This is a genomic window from Mesobacillus maritimus, from assembly GCF_023715205.1.
In the GTDB taxonomy this organism is placed as follows: domain Bacteria; phylum Bacillota; class Bacilli; order Bacillales; family Cytobacillaceae; genus Mesobacillus_B; species Mesobacillus_B maritimus_C.
The window spans coordinates 295,103-319,753 of sequence record NZ_JAMBNR010000002.1 but is presented as its reverse complement, the minus strand read 5'-3'; the positions used below and the strand labels follow the sequence as shown (position 1 = coordinate 319,753).

Annotated in this window: 24 protein-coding genes and 1 pseudogene; 2 read left to right on the top strand and 23 right to left on the bottom strand. The window is 37.9% G+C overall.

The features are described 5' to 3' along the window. Positions 1-37: 37 nt before the first annotated feature. Positions 38-2,158: an MMPL family transporter gene (locus M3182_RS03945; RefSeq protein ID WP_251556654.1), complete on the bottom strand. Its 2,121-nt coding sequence runs from the start codon at positions 2,156-2,158 to the stop codon at positions 38-40. Between the two features lie 198 nt (positions 2,159-2,356). Continuing rightward, complete coding sequence (locus M3182_RS03940; RefSeq protein WP_251556646.1) at positions 2,357-2,803, bottom strand: GNAT family N-acetyltransferase; 447 nt, start codon at positions 2,801-2,803, stop codon at positions 2,357-2,359. A gap of 173 nt (positions 2,804-2,976) precedes the next feature. Here M3182_RS03940 and M3182_RS03935 point away from each other — a divergent pair, with 173 nt between their 5' ends. Further along, the gene (locus M3182_RS03935; RefSeq protein WP_251556644.1) at positions 2,977-3,417 is read left to right on the top strand and encodes an Lrp/AsnC family transcriptional regulator; all 441 of its coding nucleotides are present in this window, start codon (positions 2,977-2,979) and stop codon (positions 3,415-3,417) included. A gap of 179 nt (positions 3,418-3,596) precedes the next feature. On the opposite strand, the gene M3182_RS03930 is transcribed toward M3182_RS03935, so the two are convergent. From M3182_RS03930 to M3182_RS03910, 5 genes are all read right to left on the bottom strand, one after another. Beyond that, entirely contained in the window at positions 3,597-4,064 is a 468-nt protein-coding gene (locus M3182_RS03930) for a 2-thiouracil desulfurase family protein (protein ID WP_251437315.1), read from the bottom strand. Positions 4,065-4,312: 248 nt separating this feature from the next. Then, positions 4,313-5,230: an endonuclease/exonuclease/phosphatase family protein gene (locus tag M3182_RS03925; RefSeq protein ID WP_251556642.1), complete on the bottom strand. Its 918-nt coding sequence runs from the start codon at positions 5,228-5,230 to the stop codon at positions 4,313-4,315. Positions 5,231-6,002: 772 nt separating this feature from the next. Further along, positions 6,003-6,473, bottom strand: coding sequence for a DUF1648 domain-containing protein (locus tag M3182_RS03920; RefSeq protein WP_251556640.1), 471 nt, complete (start codon positions 6,471-6,473; stop codon positions 6,003-6,005). A gap of 363 nt (positions 6,474-6,836) precedes the next feature. After that, positions 6,837-7,868 (bottom strand): serine hydrolase domain-containing protein, encoded by a 1,032-nt coding sequence (locus M3182_RS03915; protein WP_251556638.1) that lies wholly within the window; start codon positions 7,866-7,868, stop codon positions 6,837-6,839. A gap of 485 nt (positions 7,869-8,353) precedes the next feature. Next, positions 8,354-9,247: an AraC family transcriptional regulator gene (locus M3182_RS03910; RefSeq protein ID WP_251556636.1), complete on the bottom strand. Its 894-nt coding sequence runs from the start codon at positions 9,245-9,247 to the stop codon at positions 8,354-8,356. A 121-nt stretch (positions 9,248-9,368) separates the two neighbouring features. Between M3182_RS03910 and M3182_RS03905 the strand changes: the two genes are divergently transcribed. Continuing rightward, a complete protein-coding gene (locus tag M3182_RS03905; protein WP_251556634.1) occupies positions 9,369-10,313 on the top strand; it encodes an EamA family transporter in 945 nt (314 codons plus the stop codon). Positions 10,314-10,449: 136 nt separating this feature from the next. Here the strand turns inward: M3182_RS03905 and M3182_RS03900 are convergent, their stop codons facing one another. From M3182_RS03900 to M3182_RS03825, 16 genes and pseudogenes are all read right to left on the bottom strand, one after another. Then, complete coding sequence (locus tag M3182_RS03900) at positions 10,450-10,695, bottom strand: hypothetical protein (protein ID WP_251437303.1); 246 nt, start codon at positions 10,693-10,695, stop codon at positions 10,450-10,452. A 207-nt stretch (positions 10,696-10,902) separates the two neighbouring features. Then, positions 10,903-11,016 (bottom strand): annotated as a pseudogene (locus M3182_RS03895) (SAM-dependent methyltransferase); the annotation flags it as partial. 350 nt (positions 11,017-11,366) lie between these two features. Next, a complete protein-coding gene (locus M3182_RS03890) occupies positions 11,367-12,065 on the bottom strand; it encodes a FadR/GntR family transcriptional regulator (RefSeq protein WP_251557097.1) in 699 nt (232 codons plus the stop codon). 346 nt (positions 12,066-12,411) lie between these two features. Further along, positions 12,412-13,680, bottom strand: coding sequence for a TRAP transporter large permease (locus tag M3182_RS03885; protein WP_251556632.1), 1,269 nt, complete (start codon positions 13,678-13,680; stop codon positions 12,412-12,414). After that, the gene (locus M3182_RS03880) at positions 13,677-14,192 is read right to left on the bottom strand and encodes a TRAP transporter small permease (protein ID WP_251556629.1); all 516 of its coding nucleotides are present in this window, start codon (positions 14,190-14,192) and stop codon (positions 13,677-13,679) included. Before M3182_RS03880 ends, M3182_RS03885 begins: the two co-directional genes overlap by 4 nt. 42 nt (positions 14,193-14,234) lie before the next feature. Next, positions 14,235-15,230, bottom strand: coding sequence for a TRAP transporter substrate-binding protein (locus M3182_RS03875; protein ID WP_251556627.1), 996 nt, complete (start codon positions 15,228-15,230; stop codon positions 14,235-14,237). Between the two features lie 449 nt (positions 15,231-15,679). Beyond that, positions 15,680-15,808, bottom strand: coding sequence for a GapA-binding peptide SR1P (locus tag M3182_RS03870; protein ID WP_251556626.1), 129 nt, complete (start codon positions 15,806-15,808; stop codon positions 15,680-15,682). 367 nt (positions 15,809-16,175) lie between these two features. Continuing rightward, a complete protein-coding gene (locus M3182_RS03865) occupies positions 16,176-16,934 on the bottom strand; it encodes an SDR family NAD(P)-dependent oxidoreductase (protein WP_251556619.1) in 759 nt (252 codons plus the stop codon). 30 nt (positions 16,935-16,964) lie between these two features. Continuing rightward, positions 16,965-17,915 (bottom strand): transketolase family protein, encoded by a 951-nt coding sequence (locus M3182_RS03860; protein ID WP_251556617.1) that lies wholly within the window; start codon positions 17,913-17,915, stop codon positions 16,965-16,967. After that, positions 17,915-18,757 carry a transketolase gene (locus M3182_RS03855; protein WP_432806684.1) on the bottom strand — a complete coding sequence of 281 codons (843 nt, stop codon included), beginning with the start codon at positions 18,755-18,757 and terminating at the stop codon, positions 17,915-17,917. The genes M3182_RS03860 and M3182_RS03855 overlap by 1 nt, the downstream gene beginning before the upstream one ends. A gap of 358 nt (positions 18,758-19,115) precedes the next feature. After that, complete coding sequence (locus tag M3182_RS03850) at positions 19,116-19,277, bottom strand: hypothetical protein (protein WP_251556607.1); 162 nt, start codon at positions 19,275-19,277, stop codon at positions 19,116-19,118. Between the two features lie 400 nt (positions 19,278-19,677). Further along, positions 19,678-19,860, bottom strand: a complete 183-nt coding sequence (locus M3182_RS03845) for a hypothetical protein (protein ID WP_251437292.1) — start codon at positions 19,858-19,860, stop codon at positions 19,678-19,680. Between the two features lie 407 nt (positions 19,861-20,267). Continuing rightward, positions 20,268-20,771, bottom strand: coding sequence for a P-loop NTPase family protein (locus tag M3182_RS03840; RefSeq protein WP_251556598.1), 504 nt, complete (start codon positions 20,769-20,771; stop codon positions 20,268-20,270). A gap of 859 nt (positions 20,772-21,630) precedes the next feature. After that, a complete protein-coding gene (locus M3182_RS03835) occupies positions 21,631-22,818 on the bottom strand; it encodes a M14 family zinc carboxypeptidase (RefSeq protein WP_251556596.1) in 1,188 nt (395 codons plus the stop codon). Positions 22,819-23,115: 297 nt separating this feature from the next. After that, the gene (locus tag M3182_RS03830; protein WP_251556594.1) at positions 23,116-23,502 is read right to left on the bottom strand and encodes an ACT domain-containing protein; all 387 of its coding nucleotides are present in this window, start codon (positions 23,500-23,502) and stop codon (positions 23,116-23,118) included. Positions 23,503-23,715: 213 nt separating this feature from the next. Further along, positions 23,716-24,597 carry a PhzF family phenazine biosynthesis protein gene (locus M3182_RS03825; RefSeq protein WP_251556587.1) on the bottom strand — a complete coding sequence of 294 codons (882 nt, stop codon included), beginning with the start codon at positions 24,595-24,597 and terminating at the stop codon, positions 23,716-23,718. Between the last annotated feature and the right edge of the window lie 54 nt (positions 24,598-24,651).

Genomic DNA, 24,651 nt, shown 5'->3' with positions numbered 1-24,651 from the left:
GAGAATACAAAGGAAAGGAAATCCTTTGTATCCTTTTTTACTGTTCATTATGGGAGACTTGCTTGTCTTTTTCAAATCGTAATATCAAAGCTGGTAGAAGCATTCCCCGAACGAGGAAAGTATCAATTAAGATTCCAATTGCAACCATAAAACCAAATACGAAAAGGTCAGCAATTGGCATCGTCGTCAACGCTGCAAAAGTTGACGCGAGAATGATCCCCGCCGATGATATGACACCACCGGTATTCCGGATGGCAATTTCAAGAGCCTCTTTCACTCGGTGCGTCTTCCGCTCTTCTATGAATCTAGAGGCAAGGATGATATTATAATCGATCCCTAATGCGACTAAGAAGATGAACGCATAGACAGGTACACGAGTACTTAATGCTTCATAACCAAACAAGAGATCAACTAGAAAGATGCCAAGTCCTAAAGCAGATACATAGGAGAGTAAAATCGTCGCCATCATATAAATAGGCATTTTAAAGGAACGAGTAAGGGCGAATAAGAGAATTAAGATTAATAAAGTTTCAAGTGCTACAATCGTAAAAATATCCTTTGTATTCACATCTCGTTCATCTACAAGTTTTGCAGTCACTCCGCTGAAGTATGCTTCGCCAGATATAGAAGCGTCCTTTAATAGATTTGGTGAATCTTCACGTAAATCTTGAATCCTATCCATCGCTTCCGTAGAATATGGATTCATTGCTAACACAACACTAAGCTTGATCGCCTTAGAGTCTTCAGATTGTGCAGTCAATCGTACAGATGCAATTTCATCATATTCTTGTAGTTTTCCGGTAATAGCACTTACGTCTTCTTCTCCTAAAGCTTTATCACTTTGTATTAACAATGTTGTAGGTGCTAGTTCCCCTTTGTCATATCTTGTTTCTACTATTTCATACCCAACTCGAGAAGGTAAATCCTTAGGAAACTTTTTGACCGTATCAAATTCAAAATCAAGATTAAACACATTTAAAGCCGTAATGACAAGGAAAATCCCAACAATTCCTCCGGATATACCAGGCTTGTTCACCACAAACTTGGCAATAGGTCCCCAAATTCCGTGTTTTACTTCATTTTCTTGGCCGTACTTTGGAACTTTCGGCCAAAAGGCTCTGCGACCAAATAGCGTAAATAAAGCAGGCACCAATGTGATCGATGCGAACATGATGAAGAACATGGCAAGACCGAAAATTGGTGCAAAGTTTTGATAATCACGGAAATTCGCGAAGAATAAGACTAGCATCGCCGCTAATACTGTGCCTCCAGCAAAAAATACCGGTTCCCCAGTTGCACGCATGGCAAGTTTCATTGCTTCATATTTGCTCTCAACCTTGTTAAGCTCCTCACGATAACGGGAGAAAACAAAGAGTGAATAATCAATCACGGCAGCAAAAAGCAAAATACTCATAATCGAGGTTGTTGAGTTATTGATTTCTAACCCACCAGCCCCTAGTAAGGCAACACTTTGATTCACAACCTGATAAACAATAACGGTTGCAAGTAGAGGAATGAATGCAAGTAACGGTGAGCGGTAAATCGCAATCAGCAATACTAAAATGATCACGATCGTTGCTAGTAATAACACAAAATCCGCTTGTTCAAATAGCTTAAGTGTATCCCCAGCAATTCCAGCCGGGCCAGTGATATAAAAGGCCATATTTTCAAATTCAGCTGCGATCTTATTGCCGATCGCAGAAGCCTTATCATTGATTTCGGCATATTGGTTATTGCCAAGCCCCTGCTCCAATTCCATCGGAACAATCATCGTTGAGCCATCCTCAGAAATAAAGCTTGTTAACGCTTGAGGTGGAAGTGCGCTTATATCAAGGATCGTCTCAATTCCTTTAATATCTTCTTCGATTATTCCATTTAGGATTTGTGTGACCTCATCGGTACTGATGTTGCCATTTTCATTATGGAATACAAGAATTCCTGGTGTTCCTTGCTCATTTGGAAAAATCTCTTCAGTCTTTTTCTCAGCCAATAAAGATTGTGCTTCATCTGGAAGCGATTGAAAGTTCGTTACTTTATAATCACCAAGCCTTGGTCCCGCACTTAATCCGACCATCAGGACTAGCCAAGCGATAATCGTCATCCACATCCCTCGTTTTGTTGAAACCCAATCTGTAATTGGAAATAACCATTTTCTCAAAAATATAAACCTCCTTTAATCTCTTTCGAATATGATCTTACTAATGAAAGATAAATTTAATCTCAACTTTTGTTTACATTTGTCGAGAAACTCGTTTAAGCCGCACTCCCCCCTAATCCTATTAATCGCTGAAATGTGTTCAGACAACAAAAAAAAACGCCTTCTTAGCAAAGAAAGGCGCCCGATTGGCTCTTTAGCTTATTCTGCTAAAGCTAATTCATAATGATAAAATTGAGAGTCTCTTTTGTATCCATTTTTTTCATATAATCTTTGAGCAACGTCATTATCTGGTGCGGTTTCCAACGTAATACTTTTAGCACCTGTTTCAATAGCGAAATCTTTTGCTTTATGTAAAAGCATTTCGCCGATTCCTTGTTTTCTTGCTTCTGCATCTACATACAAATCATTCAAGATCCATGCCCTTTTCATCGATATGGATGAAAACGTGGGATAAAGTTGAGTAAATCCTACAATTTTTTGTTGATTTTTCACAACGAATATAATTGAATCCTTGTTTTCTAAACGATCTTTTATGTAAGTCTTGGCTCTTTCTAAATCTGATACCTGCTGGTAAAACATACGATACAGATTAAATAAGTTTGATACCCCATCTAGATCTTCAATGCTAGCTTGAACAGTTTCCATTTGTAATCCTCTCCCCATTCGATCAAAAATTCTATTCCTTAATTGACTCTTATTTTATATGGTATATTATTCTAAATACATAGTATTTTTAAGGTTTTTTAATAAAATTCCTTTCTATTAAACTTTTAATATGAAGATAAACTTAATTTTTTAATGTGAAGGAGGGGGCACCCTTGGACGAAATTGATCAGAGCATTCTTATTCATCTTCAAGACAACGCTCGAATATCTATGACGGAATTAGGAAAGAGAATTGGCCTTTCCACTCCGGCAACAAACGAAAGAGTAAAAAAACTTGAGGATAAAGAAGTCATAAAAGGGTATCGGGCCATCATTGATCCTGAAAAGCTCAATAAAAATGTAACAGCCTTTATTTTATTCGATACGAAACAAGGAAAGAAATTCAGAGACTTTTGTAAAGAACATCCGGTCGTAGTCGAATGCCATCGATTAGCAGGCCAATATAGTTATTTAGTTAAAGTTGTAACCGAATCAGTGAAAATACTTGAGGAATTTATTGATGCTACTCTACCTTTCGGAGAACCGTCTACGTTAATAAAATTATCTTCTGTTGTGGAATATAAACCGTTTATTAAAGACTTTGTTGAAGAATAATCATAATTGAGGTCAGACTCATTTCTTATTGTAACTTTAAAGGTGTTGTGAAAGGTAGACAAAAAGGCATCCTGATTCAATCTACTCGGGTGCCTTTTTCCTATTCAAATCACTTTTTTTCAATGGGATAGCCCCTCCTTTTACAAACGAAAGAATTGCGCCCTTTCATTGAAGGTAAATTATAATATCTCTTCAAAGTGATCAGAAAATTGCTTTTCCGACATTACTTGTATACCGTTTCTTTTTAATAAAGCTGCTGTCACTCCATTCCCAGCTTTTTTCTCTCCTATAAATTCACCATTATATATCATTGAACTTCCACAAGATGGGCTATACTCTTTCAGTACAACTACTGTTGCGTTTACTTCAATTGCCTTTTTTAAAGTAAGATAAGCGCCCTTAATATAGAGTTCCGTAACGTCTCTACCTGATTTTTCGATTACTTTTGCTTTTCCATCTAATACATCTTCGCCATTCCCACCGATTATTTCAGCAGGTTCTCTAGGAGTTGAAAAACCCCCAAGTAATTCAGGGCATACAGCAATGGCCTCTTTCGCTTCTATCAGTCTCATGATTTTTTGATTCAAACAATGTGTGCCGTTATATCTAACCTCTAATCCTGCTAAACAAGAACTTACTACTATCAACCTCTATCTCCCCCAATGTGGCCTCACATAATGACATCAACCTTTTCCATTATAAAATAGAACAATGTAAGCGCCAATTAATGAATTGCGCACGATTGCTGAACAAGATAAACCACTGCATAGTAAACATGATTTTTAACCTTCTTATAAATCATCCAATGATTGAACTTTATTTCTAAGCCAAACAAATAAGGTTAAAAAGCCAAGACCATTGAACTCTATCAATGGTCTTGGCATATTTGTCTCTCTTATTTGTTGTAAGTTAAGGTGATGTCAGCCATCACTGGGAAATGATCACTTGGAAATTGTCCATTCTTCTGATAATTAACAATTTCAATTTCATTCGTTGTAAGGTTTCCTTTTCCGAGAATCCAGTCAATCCGTCTGTCAGGACCTTCACCAGTAGGATCATCAAAACCATTAAATGTTCCTAGGTCTTCATTGATTCTTATCTCAGCTGTTTCCCATAAATCATCAAATGCTCCATCACTTGTTAAAATTTGGTGCGGAAGACTATCTGGAGCAGCATTGAAGTCGCCTGTTAAAATAACCGGTATCTCAGGATCAAATTCATTTGTTACTTCAACAATTAATTCTGCACTTTTTTCTCTTGCATTGTCGGATTGATGATCAAAGTGTGTATTGACGAAATAGAACTGTTGGTTGCTTTTTTTATCAAGAAACTTAGCCCAAGTAACCATTCTTGGAATATTGTTTCCCCATGTTTTTGAACCAATAACCTCTGGTGTATCGGATAACCAAAAATGATCATACTCTAGTACAGTGTAATCTTTTTCTTTATAAAAGATCGCAGAGTATTCTCCTCGATTCCCACCTTCACGACCTAAACCAATCCAATCATATTTAGGCAAAGTATTTTCTAAATCTTGTAGTTGTGTATATAACACTTCTTGTGTTCCGATGATATCAGGATTCTCCATGTTAATCAGCTTTTTAATAGTAGGAACCCTTTCATCCCAAGTATGTGGTGAAGGGTCATTGTTATTTTTGTATCGCAGATTAAAAGTCATCGCTTTTAGATCTACCACCGTCCTTTGGTCTTTGTTTTCTGCAGCCAACGCAGATGAAGTTCCCGGGAACAAGCCGCTTAGGATAACTAGTAAACCTGCTATCACTAACAATACGGGTTTCAAAACTTTCTTCAATCGAATTCCTCCTCGATATTTGATTATGTATAACAGTTCAAGCATACCTTCCCTATGTTAATAAAATGTTATTACTAGATTGAAGTTTGTAAATTTTACCAAAAGTGAATAGAACCTAATGACATCAATAAATGAAAAGAATAAAGTAGGAGAAATAGAAGAGGAAAAGTAAATACACCCGGGATTTATTTCCTATAAAAATACATGGAAAATTTATATTACGATCCTAATTTTTACAGGAGAGTAAAAAAATTGAGACATTTAGGTCTTTGGGAGGACAGGGTCGTTTTATCATAGAAAGGAAGCGATCTTGTTTGTCTTGAGTAATTCACAATCTATTAGGTTACCTGCATAAAAAAAGAACCCAAAAAGGATGGGTTCTTCTAAATCTAAGTAGTTCGGTTCAGAGGTAGAAAACCAAATTTACAAGAGAATGAACTGGGTAAAACGAATAAATTTAGGCAACGGAATAAGAAAACGCAGTGGTTTTAACATTTTATCCTCTGCGTTTTTTATAATCTAATGACCTTTTCTTAAACGAACGCCCCCGTTTAGTTTTTATTTCAAGGCTCTTTTCTCAAACTTTGTTGCTTTTAGATATAAAAAGAAAAAAATTAGCTTTGTTTTCACTGGACATCAACTTTAAATCAGGAGAAAAGAGCCAGTAAACTTATTATAAACGCACAAAATGGCTTATCCTGCGTTAAAATCGGATTTAGGATTTTAACAACAATTTTTACGAAAATAGCCTATTTCAATAATAGTCATAATTCTAGTATTTTAATGTTGATGCCCAAATTAATAGGTAAACAGGAGCAATAAAACAAATAACCAAAAGTACGATTGCGATTGAGAAAGGCAGACTAGACTCCATTCCAACAGCATTTTTCAGCAAGGCTTCGTTAGCTAGTATAAAGGATATAAAACTAAGGTTTTGAATCAGTAACATCACTCTTTCAGCTCTTAGAAATTGAATTTCCTTATTTGCCTCAGTTAGATTAACATAGTTTAATCTTTCTGGATTTTTGACTAATAAACCAATAAGTAACCAACTTAAAATACTTACAATAGGTATGATAAACAGGATATATTTGGGACCCCAATTATCTGGCGTTTCGCTACTAAAATGTATTGCAATTTGATATGGAATCTCTGACCAAAGATAAAATAATTTAAAAATATGATAACAAAGAATAATAGTTGAAATTATCATAAGGGTTATTTTAAAACGCTTATTTCTCACTTCCTTCCCCCCCATTTTTTAAGACTTTCCTCCTTTAAATAGACCCGTTAGTTCAAGCACACCATTGCACAATCTTTATATACCACAAAGATTATTTACCACTGATATACCTAAAATTAGTTATACATTTAGCATAGGTTTTGACCTAGTTTTTTACACGAATTTGACTTAGGAAAATATAATTGTTTTCCTTTTGTTAAAACCTATGATAAGACTGTTGCTATTTTCAATGTTAAATTATAGTAACCATTGTCATATCAATAAAAAAGTAACTAGCGGATTTCTATGCGAATTCGCTTGTTAAAAGACTCGTTATTTTTTGTTTTCTACTTCACAACCGAACTACTTAATTCTAAATCTTCTCTACTTCAATGTTTTTGTCAGTTCTTCTTCAATCCCTTTCATGATCTCAAACGCTCCATCACACTTATTCGAACAAACAATAACATTCATGGATATGTCAGGATAATGAGCAGAATGAAAGCTAACTCCTGGATCATATCCCATTACATGATATTTAAGAATCTTGTTTTCTGTGTTTTTCTTGATCCAAATCCCATAACCATAAAAGCCACTCTCATTCACATGTGTATGAGTTGATAAAAGTTTATTTGTATAATTTTCATTTAAAAGTTGATGATTCATAAGTGCTTTCCACAGCTTAGCCATATCTGAAGCAGTTACGAATGCACCGCCATCTGAACCACCTTTTACAGGCAAAGAATAGATGTTTGTTTTCCAAGTTCCATCAGGTTGATCGATATAGCCTATTGCCGTGTTTGAAGGCAGCGAATCAAATGAAAAATAACCAGAGTCCTTCATATTCGCTTTTTTGAAGATATGTGCTTGAACGTAGTCAGAAAATTCAATTCCACTTGCTTGTTCAACAATTAATCCTAATAAAATGTAACCAGCATTGTTGTAATGGAAGGATTCCCCAACTTGATTTTTCATATGTTCATGTTGAAACAATGGTAAGAAATCTTTTAACTTTCTTAAATGATACATGGTAGTGGTCACCCAAAGTTCCTCAAAGTCCTCCATTACATCCTCGTCGAAATAATCCGGGATTCCTGAAGTATGTGTTAGTAAATGATGCACAGTCAGTTTATCATCAAAGTGTTTAAATTCCATATCAAGACAATCGCTCAATGTTGAATCAAAAGAAATTTTCCCTTTTTCAACGAGTTGACAAACTGCAATGGCCGTAAAAAGCTTGCATCCAGATGCTATTCCAAAGCGAGTCGCAGGGTTATTTTTTAATTGATCCGAACGATTCCTGTAACCAAAGGATTTTTCTACTAACACCTTCTCTTTGTCTTCAACCAATACTGAACCTGAAAAATCAATTTTCTTTTGAATCTCTGTAATCTTACTTAGCAAATTTTTGTTCATAGCTGTTCCCCCTGAAACCTGTCTATTTTCATCTAATGCTTTGTATAACAAATAGGAATTTGCTTGAACAAAATTTGATTCTTTCTGATTTATTCCTATTTACTATTGTTGAATTCTCATCTTTTTAAAATCCTCGTTTCAATTCAGTCTTTTTAAGCATAACAAACTTTTATAATATTCAAAAATATTATCTGGTTGTTGCATTAATTTAGATCGTTTGTTCAATAAGGCTCTTTTCGTAAAAATTGTTGTAAAAATCCTAAAGCCGATTTTAACGCAGAATAAGCCCTTTTGTTCGTTCATACTAAGTTTGCTGGCTCTTTTCTCCTGATTTAAGTTACTTTCCAGTGAAAACACAGTTGATTTTTTTCATTTTATCTCTAAAAAGAACAAAGTTTGAGAAAAGAGACTTCAATAAAGACTTCAACAAAAAAGGCGGTTCATCATGCTAGGACAAGGGAACGCTTTTTAATCAATCTCACCGCTCACAAAGATCTGTCACATTTGGCTTTTTTGTATGCTAACGGGGTCATGTTCATTGACTTTCGGAATTTTTCAATAAAATAGCTTGTACTATTAAATCCTACTTTATAGGCAACATCAGTTACATTGGATTCTGTTTGCTGTAGCAAAAGTAGGCTTTTTTGAATTCGGTAATCTGTCACGTAATTCAAAGGAGTTTTCTTTAAAATTCGTTTGAAATATCGACAGCATTCCGAACGACTTAAACCGCCAGCCTGTGCAAGATCATCTAACAGAATTTTTTCAGCATAATGTGTGTGGATCCATTCTAACATTTGCCTCATTCGTTGATTCTTAACGATTTCATTCTGTTCGTACTCCAATGGGACACCATTAATAATTAGGTTCTTCCATATCAATGCTAGCTGTAAGCTAATATCGATTTCATAGTAAGGTGGTTTTCCCTTTAACAACTGATTGATTTTCACAATAGAGTCCAAAATATTATTTGCCCAAAGCTCTTTTGGAACTAAGTGTAAATATGAAAGATTAGTTGCTTGAACATAAGGAAGTACAAACGTTGTAAAGAGGTCTTGGGATAAAACGAAACTGGGAGAAACATTTAAACAAATATAGACACAGCCTGAACCATTCTTCTCTTGTGCCATATGGAGGCAGCTGCTATTAATATATAGGCCCTCCCCTTCACGAACCGTCACTTTCCTTTCATTTATTTGAAAAACCGCTTCCCCTCTTCGTACCAGAACAAACTGTAATTCTTCATGCCAGTGGAGTGGGATATGTCCATGGATATTTTGATTAATTGTTGTTTCGTAACATGCCATTGGTAACACGACTGTACGGTGTTCCGTTAATTCTTTTAAATTTTGATCTATCGTAAAATCTTTAATTTGCATCTAATCACCTCCACCTCAATATCGTACTATTTTTTTATTCAATTTTTGTATTATTTAAAAGGTCATTTCGTTACTATATGAAGTATTGTAATACTATTTTGCATTTAAGGGGGGATAAATTTTGAATAGACAAAAAGGAATCCTGCTTGTGATTACAGGAGCTTTATTTTGGGGAATTGGTGGCACGGTTTCACAAAAGCTTTTTCAAGATTTTGCAATTGATGTCGATTGGCTTGTTACAACAAGATTGCTTATCTCTGGCATTCTACTTTTAACTGTTCAATTCTTTTTCAAAGATCGTTCTCAAATCATGAGTGTTTGGAAAACGAGAAGGGTAGCCTTTCCATTAATTATATTCGGGTTACTCGGAATGCTTGGGGTTCAATACACTTATATGGCTTCGATTCATCATGGTAATGCCGCCGCTGCAACATTATTACAATATTTAGCACCGGCAATGATTATCATTTACCTGATTATGCGGAAACAAGCGGTACTAACACGAAGAGACGTTTTGACTGTTTCGTTGGCTTTAATTGGGTGCTTTTTCTTATTAACAAACGGGTCCATCAACCAATTATCCATCCCCCTTCCTGCCATCATTTGGGGCGTTTTGTCGGGAGTCTCTTTAGCATTTTATACTTTAAACGCTGTTCCTTTACTCAAACAATACGATGCCCTTGTGGTTGTTGGTTGGGCGATGATTGTCGGTAGTGTTGCGCTAAGTTTTGTTCATCCACCTTGGCAGATGGACTTTCAATCCTTAACAGTAGAATCATCCATATACCTAGTATTTGTGATCGTATTTGGTACAATGATTGCGTTTTGGTTTTATATTGAAAGTTTGCAACACCTAGTAGCTAAAGAAACCAGCCTTCTAGGAAGTGTGGAGCCTTTAGCCGCTGTTTTCACCACTGTCTTTTGGTTAAAAGAACCTTTTGGAACATTTCAATGGTTTGGAACAACTTGTATCATTGTAATGATTGTTGTCTTGTCTTTGAGTAGAGATTCTTCTTCAACAACAAATAAAGTTTCAAAAAACAAAAAGTCCCTTACGCTCAGCTAATTCACTGTAAGGGGCTTTCTTTTGATTTACTTATTTCGATCGCTCAAATTTCTCTTTTACGAAACCGCCACGTTTGTACAAGAAGGAATTCAACCAAAAAGCGGTCTTGGATATCTCTCACCGTTCGTTCAATCATCTATTTTTTAAAATCATCCATATTCCAATTCCAATTCGCATTGATTGTGTCTAAAAACTCAGCGATTTTTTCCTGAGATAAATCCTTCTCACCAGTCAACACATTCGCATAGGATTTTAATACCCAAGTATCACCATACGGCTTTGTAGGTGCTTTCCATTGTACACCGAATCTGTAATCGCTTCCGTTTATACGAGCTTCAACCGAGAGAATATCTCTATGTAAAATAAAACTCCTCATCTCCATTTCTTTACACCTCTGTTCTTTAACTTTATCAAAAGGCTCTCTATTATTTTATAGATCAAACCTTCACCGTTAACTGAAGCCGTTCATTAAGGGGGTTAATTTTCTATGGAATAACTCCCTTTGTTAGGAAGAGATTCATGAACATTTTCTTGATTTGATCACGAAAAAAGAGGGTCTTCTTTTTTCGTTTATCTGATGGAGATCGGTGATGGCAGATTTTATTGCTGGCTGCTCGACAAAATCATTATAGTTTACCCCACTTTTACGCAAATTGTTATACCCTTTAAAAAAGGTTTCATTATCATAGATATTTTGTTTCATCTGTTTTCCCCCAAACGATCCTTATTCAAAATAATACCAATCCAACATCTTTCCATTCAGCATGGCTCCAAATAGTAATTTTACTGTAGCACACACCAATTTCTAAACATTTCCTTGAATATTTAACATTCGTATCGTTATTGAACGTATCTTTGTAAAACATCCCATTTAACCCCATCTTCTTACACATAAAAAGAGCACCTACCCAAGTTAGAGTCATAGATAGGTGCTCTCGCGAAAAAAATTTGAAAGATAAATTTGTTTAAAATACCAATCCTTAAGGTACTTTCAAATACCTCTATTAGAAGAACCCGAAGAAATTTAGCTCCTCACCTAATCATGTTCCCTAATCATTTCCAATAACGATCATATAAATTTTGCATATGGTCTGTCATTAGCCTTTCTGCTTCTGCTTCGTCATGCTGCTCGATTGCTTCTATTAGTTCTTTATGCTCGTTAAAATTAACTTCCCTATAATCCGCCCGGGTTACTGTACGATCAAGAATAAACTTCCACATCTTTTGTTGCTTCATGGCATTACTAATTGCTGCCATAAAATTTACATATAAATCATTATGGGAAGCTTTCGCAATTCCATTATGCAACTGTTCGTCCGTCTCTGGTACATAGATGCCCTGGTTGGTTTCTTCCTCCATTTTTTTAATTGTCGAACGGAGATTTTCCAAGTCTTCTGCAGTAGCTCTTTTTGCTGCATATTTGGCAATAAGAGGCTCCAAGGTCATCCTCGCTTCAACAATATCTTCTGGAGATATGGCTTCAAGTACAAATGTGGAGTGCGCGGTTGGTTGGTCATTTTTAACATAAACCCCTTCCCCTTGCCGAGAATAAATAAAACCATTCAACTCCAGCGCACTAAGAGCCTGTCTGATTGGTGCGCGACTAACACCAAATTGTTCGCATAGTTCTCTTTCTGCTGGGAGCTTATCCCCAATTTTGAATGAACCAGATTGTATCTCTGAAAGAATCTGGTTGTATATTTGGATGTATAACTTATTACTTGAAACAGGATTGAATTTAATAGGAACCACTTCTTTCAATATGTTGTATTACTCTATGAAAACGCTCTTTATAAACGTTTCTATTATATCGGATATCTAATGTACAGAGCAACGAAAATAACTGGTTCTCCTTCGGATTACTGATTAACCCAGATACCGGACAAGTTTCATAGCCCCGACGCTCATTAAAAGAACGAAGCGTTACCCAATGGGATACTTCGTTCACAATCATCTTTATAAAAGGCTGTTTTCGTAAACTTTTTTGTTAAAATCCTAAACCCGCTTTTAACCCGAAATAAGTCTTTTCACTAAGTTACTACTTAGTTTGTAAGCTCTATATGCGCTTTAATAAGATACAATCTTTGAGAAAAGAACCTTATAAAAGCATAAGAGTGAGCTGTGGAAGAATCACTATGATGGCCAAGCTCACCAGCATGACAAAGAAGAACGGTACTGTTGCTCGTACCAGTGCCGGAATGCCCACGCCGGATATTCCAGACCCGACAAACAGGTTAACTCCAAGCGGAGGGGTAATGAATCCGATCGCCAGTGTGGCAATCATGATAATTCCGAAATGAATCGGGTCCAACCCAACTCCGATTGCAACTGGGAAAAGAATTGGTGTAAAGATAATGACGGCTGCGGATGTATCGATAAAGCAACCGATAATGAGCAATAACACAATGATGAGCAAGACGATGACCAATGGATTTTCTGAAATCGATAGGAATGAATCGGCCAGTGCCTGTGGAATTCTTTCCATTGTTAGAATCGTCCCAAATGTGTTGGCTGTCCCAATGATAATCAGAATCGCGACAGAGCTAACGGCTGCATCCGCAATAATTTTCGGAAAGTCCTTCAGCTTGACTTCCCGGTGTAGAACTAGACTGACAAATGCCGCATACACCACTCCAATGACCGCTGCTTCTGTAGGAGTGAAAATTCCTCCGTAAATACCGCCCAGGATGATGACCGGGACGAGGAGCGACCATTTTGCCTTGTTAATAGAAGATAGTACCCTCTTCACCGTGATTTTCTCACTGGTGCCTGAGTAGCCTTTCTTTTTAGAGTAATAATAGCACCAAGTCATCAGGCAGAGGCCAATAAAGATCCCCGGAAGGATACCACCCAGGAACAAGTCGCCAATCGACTGGTTGCCTGAGATTCCGAAAAGCACCATCGGGATGCTTGGCGGGATGATGATTCCCAGTGAACCTGCTGTGACGATGACAGCCGTGGCAAACTTTCTATCATAGCCCTGGGCAACCATGGCCGGTATCATGATTCCCCCAACTGCTGCAACGGTTGCCGGTCCAGAACCGGATATCGCGGCAAAGAACATGCATGTCATCACGGCTGCCATAGCAAATCCACCGGTAAACCGGCCAACAAATACGTTCGCAAGGTCAAACAGCCTGGTCGAAATTCCTCCCTTTCCCATGATTTCACCTGCAAGGATGAAGAAGGGAATCGCCAATAAAGCAAAATTGTCGGTCGATGTAATCAATCCTTGGGCCAGGAACGCAATCGAGATATTGGGTGAATAAACCGCTGTAACCAGACCTGCAAGCCCTAATGCGATTCCAATTGGTACCGACAAGATCATGAATAAAAAGAAGCTCGCGAATAAAACAAATGATGTCATACGGTTTCCTCCTTTAAGACGTTCCGTTCCTTAAGGACTTCTTTCATTTTTTTTAACTCTACGGCCTCCAGGACGATATTTTGGATAAGTCGTACAGAGGTCAACAGCATCCCTACTACCGGTGCCGCGTACACCCATTTTAGTGAAATCTGCATAGCTGCTGATTCCCTTGTAACCCTAGAAAGGATGTCGATGCCATAATAGGTGATGACAACGGCGAAAACAAGAAAGCAGAGATTGGCAATAATGCCAATAATTAATTGCCCCTTCTTTTCAAATAACAGCAAAAACGCATCCACCCCAAGATGTTTATTCTTTTTGACCCCGTAGCTTACACCAAGGTAGATCATCCAGATAAACGCATATCGGGCAATCTCCTCAGACCATGAAAGGGAATCGCCGACGACGTATCGCATAAACACTTGTAGGAATATGACAACAACCGTAAAAATGCTCAATATGATTAAAGCGAGTTCTTCAAAGCTTTTGTCTAGCCATTTTACTATCTTCATTTTGTTCCCACCTCAAAACCTTTTTTCTTTATGCAAATGCTACTACTGTACGGCTTCCAGGATGGTATCTATTAATTCATCCCCGAATTTCCCTCTATAAATTTCATAAACGCTTTCTGACTTTGCCCTAAACGCTTCCTTGTCCGGCTCAATGACGGTCATGCCAGCATCTTTCAAGTCCTCAATCATCTTGTTCTCATTTTCCGTTATTAAATCCCTGTGGAATTGCGCTGTTTCTTTTGCACTGGATTCAATCACTTCCTGCTGCTCCAGGGTTAGCGATTGCCAAAATTCTTCAGAGATGGCAACAGGAAGCGGCATATACTGGTGCGCCGTCATATTTAAATAATCCTGGACTTCTTGGAATTTGCTTGCATATGTATTGGCAATAGGATTTTCCTGTGCGTCCACTGTTCCTTGCTGAAGGGCCATGTACAACTCTCCAAAAGCCATCGGTGTCGGGCTGGCCCCAAAGGCCTTGAATGTCTGAATGAACACAGGGATTTCAGGTGTCCTAATTTTTATGCCTTTCAAATCATCCGGGCTTTCGATGGGAACATTTGAAGTAACATGGCGGAAACCGTTTTCAAAATATGCTAGTATTCTCAAGTTGTCCTCCAGAAAAGGCTCGGCCACTTTCTGTCCAATTGGGCCATCCAGCGTATTCCATGCTTCTTCGTTCGAATCAAAAAGGTATGGTAGTTCAAAAATGCCGATTCTCGGGTCATATTGGCTGAATGCGGATGCAGCGACCATTTGCAAATCATTGAATGTGACACTCTCAATCATTTCGGCTTCCGAGCCAAGCTGTTCATTCGGATAGACAAGAACTTCCATCTTCCCACCCGATCTTTCCTCGACAAGCTCCTTGAAATGTAAAACAGCCGTATGCCTTTCATTTGTTTCTGCGGAGCCATGGCCAAAGCGGATTGTCACCACATCATCTGAGGCAGCTTCACCAGTAGTAACCAGCACATATAAAATACCTACCGTTAAGGCCACCGTTGCAAACACCATAATATTTCGGACTATTTTCACTCTTCTCCCCCCTAGATGCCTTCGTTCATGACAAGTTGCAATTATTAAAGATGAAACCGCTGTCAAATGGGCAGGTCAAAAAGGCTCCTTGCAGGCATATAATGGCGCAATCCAAGCCACGACCACATTGACAGAATAAACCAAATTGGTACACTTGTCATACAAGTTTTTCTTTTTGCTCAGTATATTTTACTATTAATACTTTGTCTATAGTTATTTTACAAAAAAGAAGCTTGTTTCTCTTGCTAGAAGCACAGATCAACCTTGCTTTCCTCCTCGTCATCCAGGATGACAAAGTGAAGATTGAAATCAACAAACTCTATGAAGCTTTATGTACTGCTCATTTAATAACTCCAATTTCATCGGGAATGCCGCTGTTTTTCTTTATGTCCAGCGGCTAGCTCCTTTTATCAGAAGTTCTTTTAACACACAAATTTGCGTTCAAATGTTTATTGCGAGCAGTCCTTGCAGACTCCGTACAATGTTTTAACACCTTCACAGCTATCTATTGTCTCAATCACTTTATCACACACTTGACAGACAATCGTTTCTTGTTTGGCTCCCATTTTCTGTTGCATTTCTTTCCCTCCATTATTTTTTAAAATTCAAGTAAATAAAAGGATCTTCCGTTGCTGCTTTTCAATAAAGAAAGCCCAATTAAAAATCAAAATGATCAAGCACAACCTTAACTTAGAAGCAATTTCATTCGTCTGTAAGGCTCTAGATTGTTATCAAGAGCATCATCAAGATGTTCAGCCGTTGACCGATGACTTTGTAATCTTAAATGCCCTTTCTGAAAGTGATCATCGGTAGGAGATATAGATTGTCCATTTTCCCACCCAAATTTGATACCGTTTACATAAAAAACAATTGTAACAGGTTGCTATTTTTGTATTTTTATATACAGGCACTCCGCTATGGAGGCCTGCATATTAGTAACAGCCATTAATCCATATGGGAACCACCATTAATGTCGATCTCTTCACCAGTGATATAGGAGGCTTCCTTTGAAGCTAGAAAAGCAATTGTTGTAGCAATTTCTTCCGTTTCACCAGGTCTTCCCATCGGGATCCCACTAATCACCGCATCTGCCTGCTCCTTAGGGAGAGATTTCCAAATGTCGGTATTGATGAGCCCAGGTGCTACGGAATTTACGGTGATCCCGTCCTGCGCAACTTCACGGGCCAGGTTTTTAGAGAATCCCAGTACAGCGGCCTTGGATGCAGAGTAATGGGCTCCTCCAAAGACTCCTCCCCCTCGCTTGGCCGATACGGAAGATAAGTTGATAATTCTACCAAACTTTTGTTCTTTCATTGTTTTCAATACAGATTGTGTGCAAAGGAATAACCCAAACATATTCACACTGAAGATTCTTGTCACGTCTTCAAGCGTCATCTCCTCAACGGTTGCTTTTTGGGAAATTCCAGCATTATTGACAAGGATGTCGATTCTGCCGAATACTTCGAGTACCTTTTCGACCATGGCCTCATTGGATTCCTTGCTGGTAACGTTCAGTTCTACTCCTAGTGCTGTTCCTCCGGCTTCTTTAATCGCAGCAACTGTATCTTCGATGCCTTCCTTGTTCAGGTCAGCAACAACGATTGCCGCTCCCTGCTGTGCAAGCGTAAGTGCAATTGTTCTTCCTATTCCCCTTTTGGATCCACTTCCGGTCACGATGGCTACTCTATCTTTTAGTTCAAACATGTCTTTTCTCTCCCCTTCTGATTTCTGTACTTACTTAACTAAGTTCTTCGCGGTGCTGACAATGTTTTCGACCGTGATCCCGTTCAGCTCCAACAACTTTTCATATGGAGCAGATTGCCCGAACTGATCCTGGACACCGATTCTTCTGACAATACCGTTGCCTTCTTCCGCGACTACCTCGCATACGGCGCTGCCAAGACCATTTAAAATATTGTGGTCCTCCACCGTGATGATTTTTCCGATTCCGAGACATTCCACGACTGCTTCGCGGTCAATCGGCTTGATCGTATGCATATCCAGCAGTTTCACTGAAATGCCTTCGTTTTCCAATTGCTTTGTCGCTTGAATAGCAAGATGAACTGTATCTCCATTTGCAATGATGGCAAGATCCTTGCCGTCTTTGATTTTCTTTGCTTTTCCGATTGTGAACTCCTCATCCTCGCCGTAAATCATCGGTACAGTATCACGAGTAAAACGGAGATAGACTGGTCCGTAGATTTCTGCTGCCTGCCTAACTAATTTTCTAGTAGAGTAATAGTCTGCACCCATAATGACCGTCATATTTGGAATGCTGCGTAGTACACCCATATCTTCAATTGCCTGGTGGCTTCCGCCATCATTGGCTGGAGTCAGGCCGCCATGTGAGCAGGCGATTTTAACATTCAAGTTTGGATAGCAAATCTCTTGACGTATTTGCTCGGCCATCCGTAAAGATCCGAAGACAGCGTAAGTGCTTACAAAAGGAATTTTCCCGGTTGTCGCGAGGCCTGCTGCTAAGCCGGCTGCATTTTGTTCAGCGATTCCGACATTGATATGTTGGTTTGGCAACTCCTTAATAAAATCGGTTGTTTTACATGACTTGGCAATATCGACATCAATAACATAAACATCTTTATTTTCCTTACCGATCTCGACAATTTCATCCCCGAAACCTTGTCTTGTCGCTTTTTTTACTGTGAGGTCCTTCTCCAATATACTCATTATTTTAAACCTCCTGCGAGTTCTGCCATTGCTTGCTGATATTCTTCATTGTTAGGAGCAACTCCGTGCCAGTCGGCGATGTCTTCCATATAGGAGACTCCTTTTCCTTTCACTGTATCTAGAACAATGCATTTTGGCCTTCCATTTTTCACATCGCGAATCTCATCTAGAGTTTCAACAATCTGTTCCATAGAATGTCCATCAATACGCTTCGTTTCAAAGCCAAATGCGGCAAATTTATTTTCCAAATCCTGAAGCGGCATGATTTCATCACAAAAGCCGTCAATCTGCAGCCTGTTGTTGTCAACAAAAACGGCCAGGTTATCCAACTGATACTTAACTGCTGTCTGGGCAGCCTCCCAAATCTGACCTTCCTGGCACTCTCCATCTCCAATCAGGGAGAATACGCGATAATCCTTGCCGTCCCTCTTACCTGCGATGGCCATTCCTACACCGCAGGAAAGTCCCTGACCAAGTGATCCTGTTGAGATATCGATTCCCGGGCACTTCTTCATATCTGGATGTCCCTGGAATGGAGAACCATACTCCCTTAAAGTATAAATCGTCTCGTATGGTACAAAGCCTTTCAATGCCAAGGCCGCATACTGGATTGGGCAAACATGGCCTTTTGATAGAACAAAACGGTCACGATCTTCCCAATTCGGATTTTCCGGATCTACCTTCATTTCTTTGAAATACAGTGCTGTCATAATATCCGCAGCAGAAAGGGAGCCTCCCGGATGCCCTGATTGTGCCTTATGTATCATGGTGATCGCTGTCTGTCTCATTTCAATTGCTTTTTCCTTTAGTTTCTGGACGCTTATATTGTTCATTTGGGCCACCTCTTTAAATAATGACTTATTAATACGAATTAAAAGGCTTACATTTCTTATTAACTACTTTTCTTACTCCCTTGTTAACTTATATACTTGTTCACTTGTCTACTAAGTTAACTTATGTTTTTAGTATACCTCCGTTATTAAAAATGTCAACCTACCTTTTTTAAATTTTCATTCTTTTTTTAGGGACCAAATTGACTCAAAATTACGGTTTTAGGAGAAGTTAAGTAAAATTTTTTATTAAAAACTACAAAAATATTAGTTTTCTTCCTATCTTTCAAACCAGTCTTTCTGGTTATCCTGCAAACCATCTTGCTCTACATACAACTATCGAAAGTAAAAGTATAAAAATAAAAAAACCTTACTTCCCTAGTAAGGTCCTCACTTTATCCGTTATATCTTCACCATTCGCCGTAACTTCAACTAAACCTTCTGTGTACACTTTCTTTTGAATTTGTTTCCACCAGTCTTTGGCTACCGACTCAGGTCTTTTGCCTTGAAGAGGAAATGATCCTCGCTGCAATACCTCACCAGCTGGGGAGTTGTATTTAATTATGATGCTTATTTTCAATTTTCTATTCTGTCCTTTCAGCATGCAAGAATGTGAGAGACTTGTTTTTATTATTATAATGTACTGTACCCGATCGTTGAATATACGGTATTACGAATGTTTAACTTGTTTTTTAAATGAGTGGAAAACCAGTTCATAAAGGATCTATTAAAATAGGCAATGTGAAAATGTTCAAATATCATACTACACTTACAATCATTGCACCATCGGTCCTTGCTATAGAAATAGCTCATCATTGGCGTTACTTCAATTTCATTACGAGTAGCATGACCTTCATATTTGATCCCTTTCCGATTCCTCCATTTATTATAGGGTGATCCACTCGCCGATAATAACCTTTTGATAACCGCAATTAAAGTTGGCTATTTTCACACCGAACCCTTTCTGTCTCAATTCCTTTAACCTCCGATTGATGAACGAGTTCAATACGATTGAAGTTCCCTTCCTCTCGTATCTCCCAGTAACCCGAGCTATATTTATAAATCACCGTATATCGTTTCCCTTTATATAAAACTTTTTCATTGTCCATTTTCAATGGCCAGCCCCTCTTCATCCACTATTCATATTGAGATTATTATACACTATTATTCCTATAAAAAAACTTGGTTTTGAAGTTAGTTATTGCTGGAAATCACTCAAATCTTACCTCGTCGTCACAATTTTTTCCCAACTTAGCGGAATAATAAGACTGGATTTATACAGGAAGCATAAGAGGCAGCCTTTAACTGCAAGTTTAGCAAAAAATTGGGAAGCAAGAATCGTTGCCATTGACGAAGGACTCACACACATTATCCTAATGGCAGATACAATCTCTTCGGGAGTTGTAAAACAGTTTCCTGAAAAGTTTAAAAAGTAACCTTAGAACCTCCAACATTAATAGAATTATTGATTTAGACAGGCAAGGGGATGCTTCTTTAAGCATCGCCTCGATTAACCTAATAACTAAGAGATGTAATTAAAAATTTCTTCATTATCATAAATTTGAATGAATTTATCATTATAAACACTATCATTAATAAAATTCGGTAAGGATGTTTCGTTATAGTTTCTATTCCATTTTATTAACTCTTTTACACTTTGAAGTGTTTCTTTTTTCGTAGATTGAATCACTCCAGATTTTCTTTTTTCATATCTACTCCATATTCGATCTTCTTGGATCGATAATGGGGTTTTAAGAATAAATATTTTATCCGCCCTCGAAAAACTGGGTGCCAACCATCCAAAATACACTCCTTCAATAATCCAAGAATGCTGTTCAATAATCTGTTGTAATTGGCTGTCCCTTTGTAATTTTGAGGCCTTCACTCCATAGTCTCCTGAAGAATGATCCCAAAAAATATCGTCTAAATCATAATGAGGAATACCAAGTTGTTCTTTTAATTTTTCAGCGATAAAAGATTTACCACAACCTGCACCACCAAGGATATGAATTCTAATTATCCTCACCTCCAAACAACGAATGATATGTATTTTCTAGATTTATAACCTTATTCCCTTCTTGAATGAAACTGCCTGTTTGTAGCTGAAGTCGTTCAAAAAGGGGTTGATTCCCCGAAATGCCCCCTTTTTTTAGGAAAAGCTCCATGAACATTGTCTTGATTTTATCACTAAAAAGATGGTCTTCGCTTTGGCATTTATTCTAAACCATCTGGAACAGATTGAGCTCAATCATTCTTTCAATCTTATTAGTGTGTTCAATACTGATGAAATTGTTCGAAATGATCCTTGCCGCAAAACCTCACTAGCTGGTAAATGTATTTAATCGTTTGTGGTAATTGCTCGATGTCATTCAATAGCTTATTGAACGTAAGAAAAGTGAAACAAACGGAAACTAATCGGAAGTAGAAGACCGGATCTTACTTACAAAAAGTTTTAAAATAAACGGAGAATTTCCGGTTAACCTGCTGAAATGAGCTCGGTACAGCGTCTATAAGCGGAGGTTTTCCGCTTAAGCAAAGAAAAAATACTCATTTTTACGTTTTACGAGTCGATAGTCGGAATTTTTCCGTCTATTTCAGCTGTTTTCATGTCCATTTTATAATTAAGGGAAATTTCTCCGCTTATTGATTAACCACTACTCTCCCCCTTCTAGGGTCCGCTCTTTTATGGTGAATAGGGAGCAGAATATTGTAGGGTGTTCGGAAAAATGGATAGTAAAAATGGCTCAGTATCGTGAACTGAGCCATTTATTTTAATAGCTATTTAATCTACATATTTGAGTATTACAACAAACCCATTTTGCTATAAGCAACTCTTTTTATACGATGATGAAGATTCCCCGCACCATCCTCGCCTTAAAAAAAAACTACTTCCTCACCCTGTTCGGAATATCCTGATAATCTTCCGGATTCAGCTCATATACACTGCCGTCCGCGACTCCATTGATCACTCCCATAAGGCCTGTTTCAACGGTCTTAACGAGTTGGCCTTTCATTTTTTGCCCAAAGTTTTGGGTTTGTCCTTTTACCTCAAAGATGACGATTCCACTTCCATTCAAGGAAAAGGCGCCCAACGCAGTACCCGGAAGATCTAAGCCCTGGTCGTACAAGGAAATATTAGTAAAGATGGAATTGCCCTTTTCTTGTATCGCATCATATAAGGCCACATTCAGCTGACGTGAAAAGTCAAAGCGGAACTGGTCCGCATACTCACTGTATTTCGCTCCTCTTTCCGAGTTTGGATCTGGAACAAAATCAGCTGAGATCGACATGGTGACTTCTTTATCCGTGCCTTCAACGGTATAGAAGTTTTGGTGATGCAAATCCATGAACACTTCTACATTTCCAAACTCTTCTTTCAGACTCTTGTACACATCACGCACGGTTTGTGCTTCAGGCGTGATATACCATCCAGGGGTGCTTGAGGAACCAGGAAAGTCCTTCGGATCCGGAACATAGTCTAAATCAGGATGGAAATCGCGATTTACATCGAAGCCTGGATTCCCCGAATAGTCATCTCCCTGAAGGGTGCGGGTGTAATAATTCCATGTAGGCTTTGCATTTTGCAATTGCGAGAAATCTTCAACAACCTCTTCCCATGACATCACATTCCCGCGTCGATCCAATTCAGAACCATCTGCGTTCATCATCGGGATCGCCACAATGGTTACTTCTTCCCTAATTTTTTTCGCTTCAGGAGACTGACTCGATCCTAAATATTGCAGAATGTTCAATAATGCTGCTGTCCCTGTTTTTTCATTTCCATGAATTTCACTTTGGACTAAAACAACTTTATCCCCTTCTCCAACTCTGGCAGTGAAAATATCTTTCCCTTGATTCGTTTTTCCTGCAGATTCTACGGTTACCAGCCCATTAGAGGTTTTTTCAATTTGACTAAGCTTCTGTTTAAGCTCCTCATAATCAATGTAGCCTTGTACAGATGCCGTCTCCTCTGTAATCGGTTTTGCTCCCTCCGCAAAGCCAATTTGCGGTACCAAAAGAGTAGCTGCCAATGCAGCCGAACTTAACACTTTCCATAATTGCCTTTTCTTCATCCTCATCCCCCCAGAATCTCATGAATTTCAGTCTAACCATTTAAATCTTCTAATTTTTTACAGTTAAAGTAAATCCATCAATAGAATTAATATTCTGACAATTAATTATCCTACCTTTTCCTTACGGTGGGACATAGAGACAGGCACTTTGTCCCACCGTCTGAATTGGAGTTTTCTTCCCTCTGACTAACCATTCAATTTCATTTTCTTACTCATCATCGTAATTGTAGAAAACTGTCTCTAATCAAAATGGTCGATTCGTTATTCATAAATAGAGAAAATGGTGCAAGAAACTTTTTAAAAATCGATAAAAATGTGACCTTCATTCTCTAATACGACTTTTGCCTTTTCAATTGAATGGGCTTTAATAAGTAAATAATCCGTATTAAAGGTTGAGATTGCAAAGATACTAATTTTATTCTCGGCTAATGGATTCGCTAATGAAGCTAATATTCCAGTTAAACTAAAATCTAAGACTCCCTCTACTCTTATACACTTCCAATCTTTTTCAACATCCTTTAATGCTTCATTTATTGCTAAACATTCAGAGGGACACACGATAGACAGTTCTTCATCTGTTCGGGTAATAGAAAACACATCGGCGTTCAATGCCCACAATGGTATTGTCTCAGTTGGAGGCAATTTCACAACGGAATAAGTTGAATCTAAAATCTTTAATTTCATATTTTCAGCACTCCTTTTAAAAGTTTTTTACGAATTACTCTTTCAACTCTTATTTCACATTGGCTCTTACAGCAAGAAAAGATGCTGCCGTAACAACACCTCTCCTCACTAGCACCCAATATGTTAAGTGCATTTTTTCACAAAATAATAGTTGGAATAGGGAAAAAGTAATCTGTTTCTCGCACTCACTTAAGGTTGAAAAAAGTGCCTTTATTATAGAAACCATTCGCCCTGAGCGATTTTTTCTACCTTTCCTCCTACAGATACTCTGATTTTGTCGTTTTCATCATTAGCCCTTAAAAACAATAATGATGGTCTACTAATCTCATATCCTTGTTCTACCCGGATATTTATTTCACCTTTATCAAAATACCGATATTTTACTAGGTAAGAAGCTAAACATCCATTCGCACTTCCAGTCGCTGCATCTTCTGGAATCCCAAAATAATCGGCAAAATCTCGAACGTTTAAATGATTATTATCACTATAGGTTTCAGGAGAGAAGACCATAATGGCTTTTGCGTCCGTGTGTTCAATTAACTCAAAGTATTTTTCTTTATTGATTCGAACGTTTTTAACTGCTTCTAAAGATTTTAAAGGGACAATGATCACAGGAAGTCCTGTCGAAACCTCTTGGATAGGAAATCGATCATCTATGTATTCTTTATCTAAACTCAAAACCTCAGAAACCTGATTACTATTTAAAATCCGACCAAATGTTGGTTGATTCTGTTCCATCCATAGTATTTCTTCTTGTTGATCGAACGATACGGGAATCTGTCCTGCTTTAAAATTTAAAACGAGTTTTTCTATTGGTTCCCCTACTATTTCATTTTGGATGATATATGCTGTTCCTAACGTCGGATGTCCAGCAAAAGGAACCTCTTCATTAGGTGTAAAAATACGAACATCATAACCATTGTCTTTTTTTGTATCTGATAAAATAAACGTCGTCTCTGAGTAATTAATCTCCTTGGCGATTTGTTGCATTTCACGGCTCGAAATGTTTTCAGCATTTTTAAACACAGCAAGTTGATTTCCTGTATATTTCCCTTGTGAAAAAACATCTACAATTGAATAATCTATTTTCCCCATTCTTTCTATTTCCTCCTACATGTATTTTAAATTTTTTAAAATTATAAAATAATT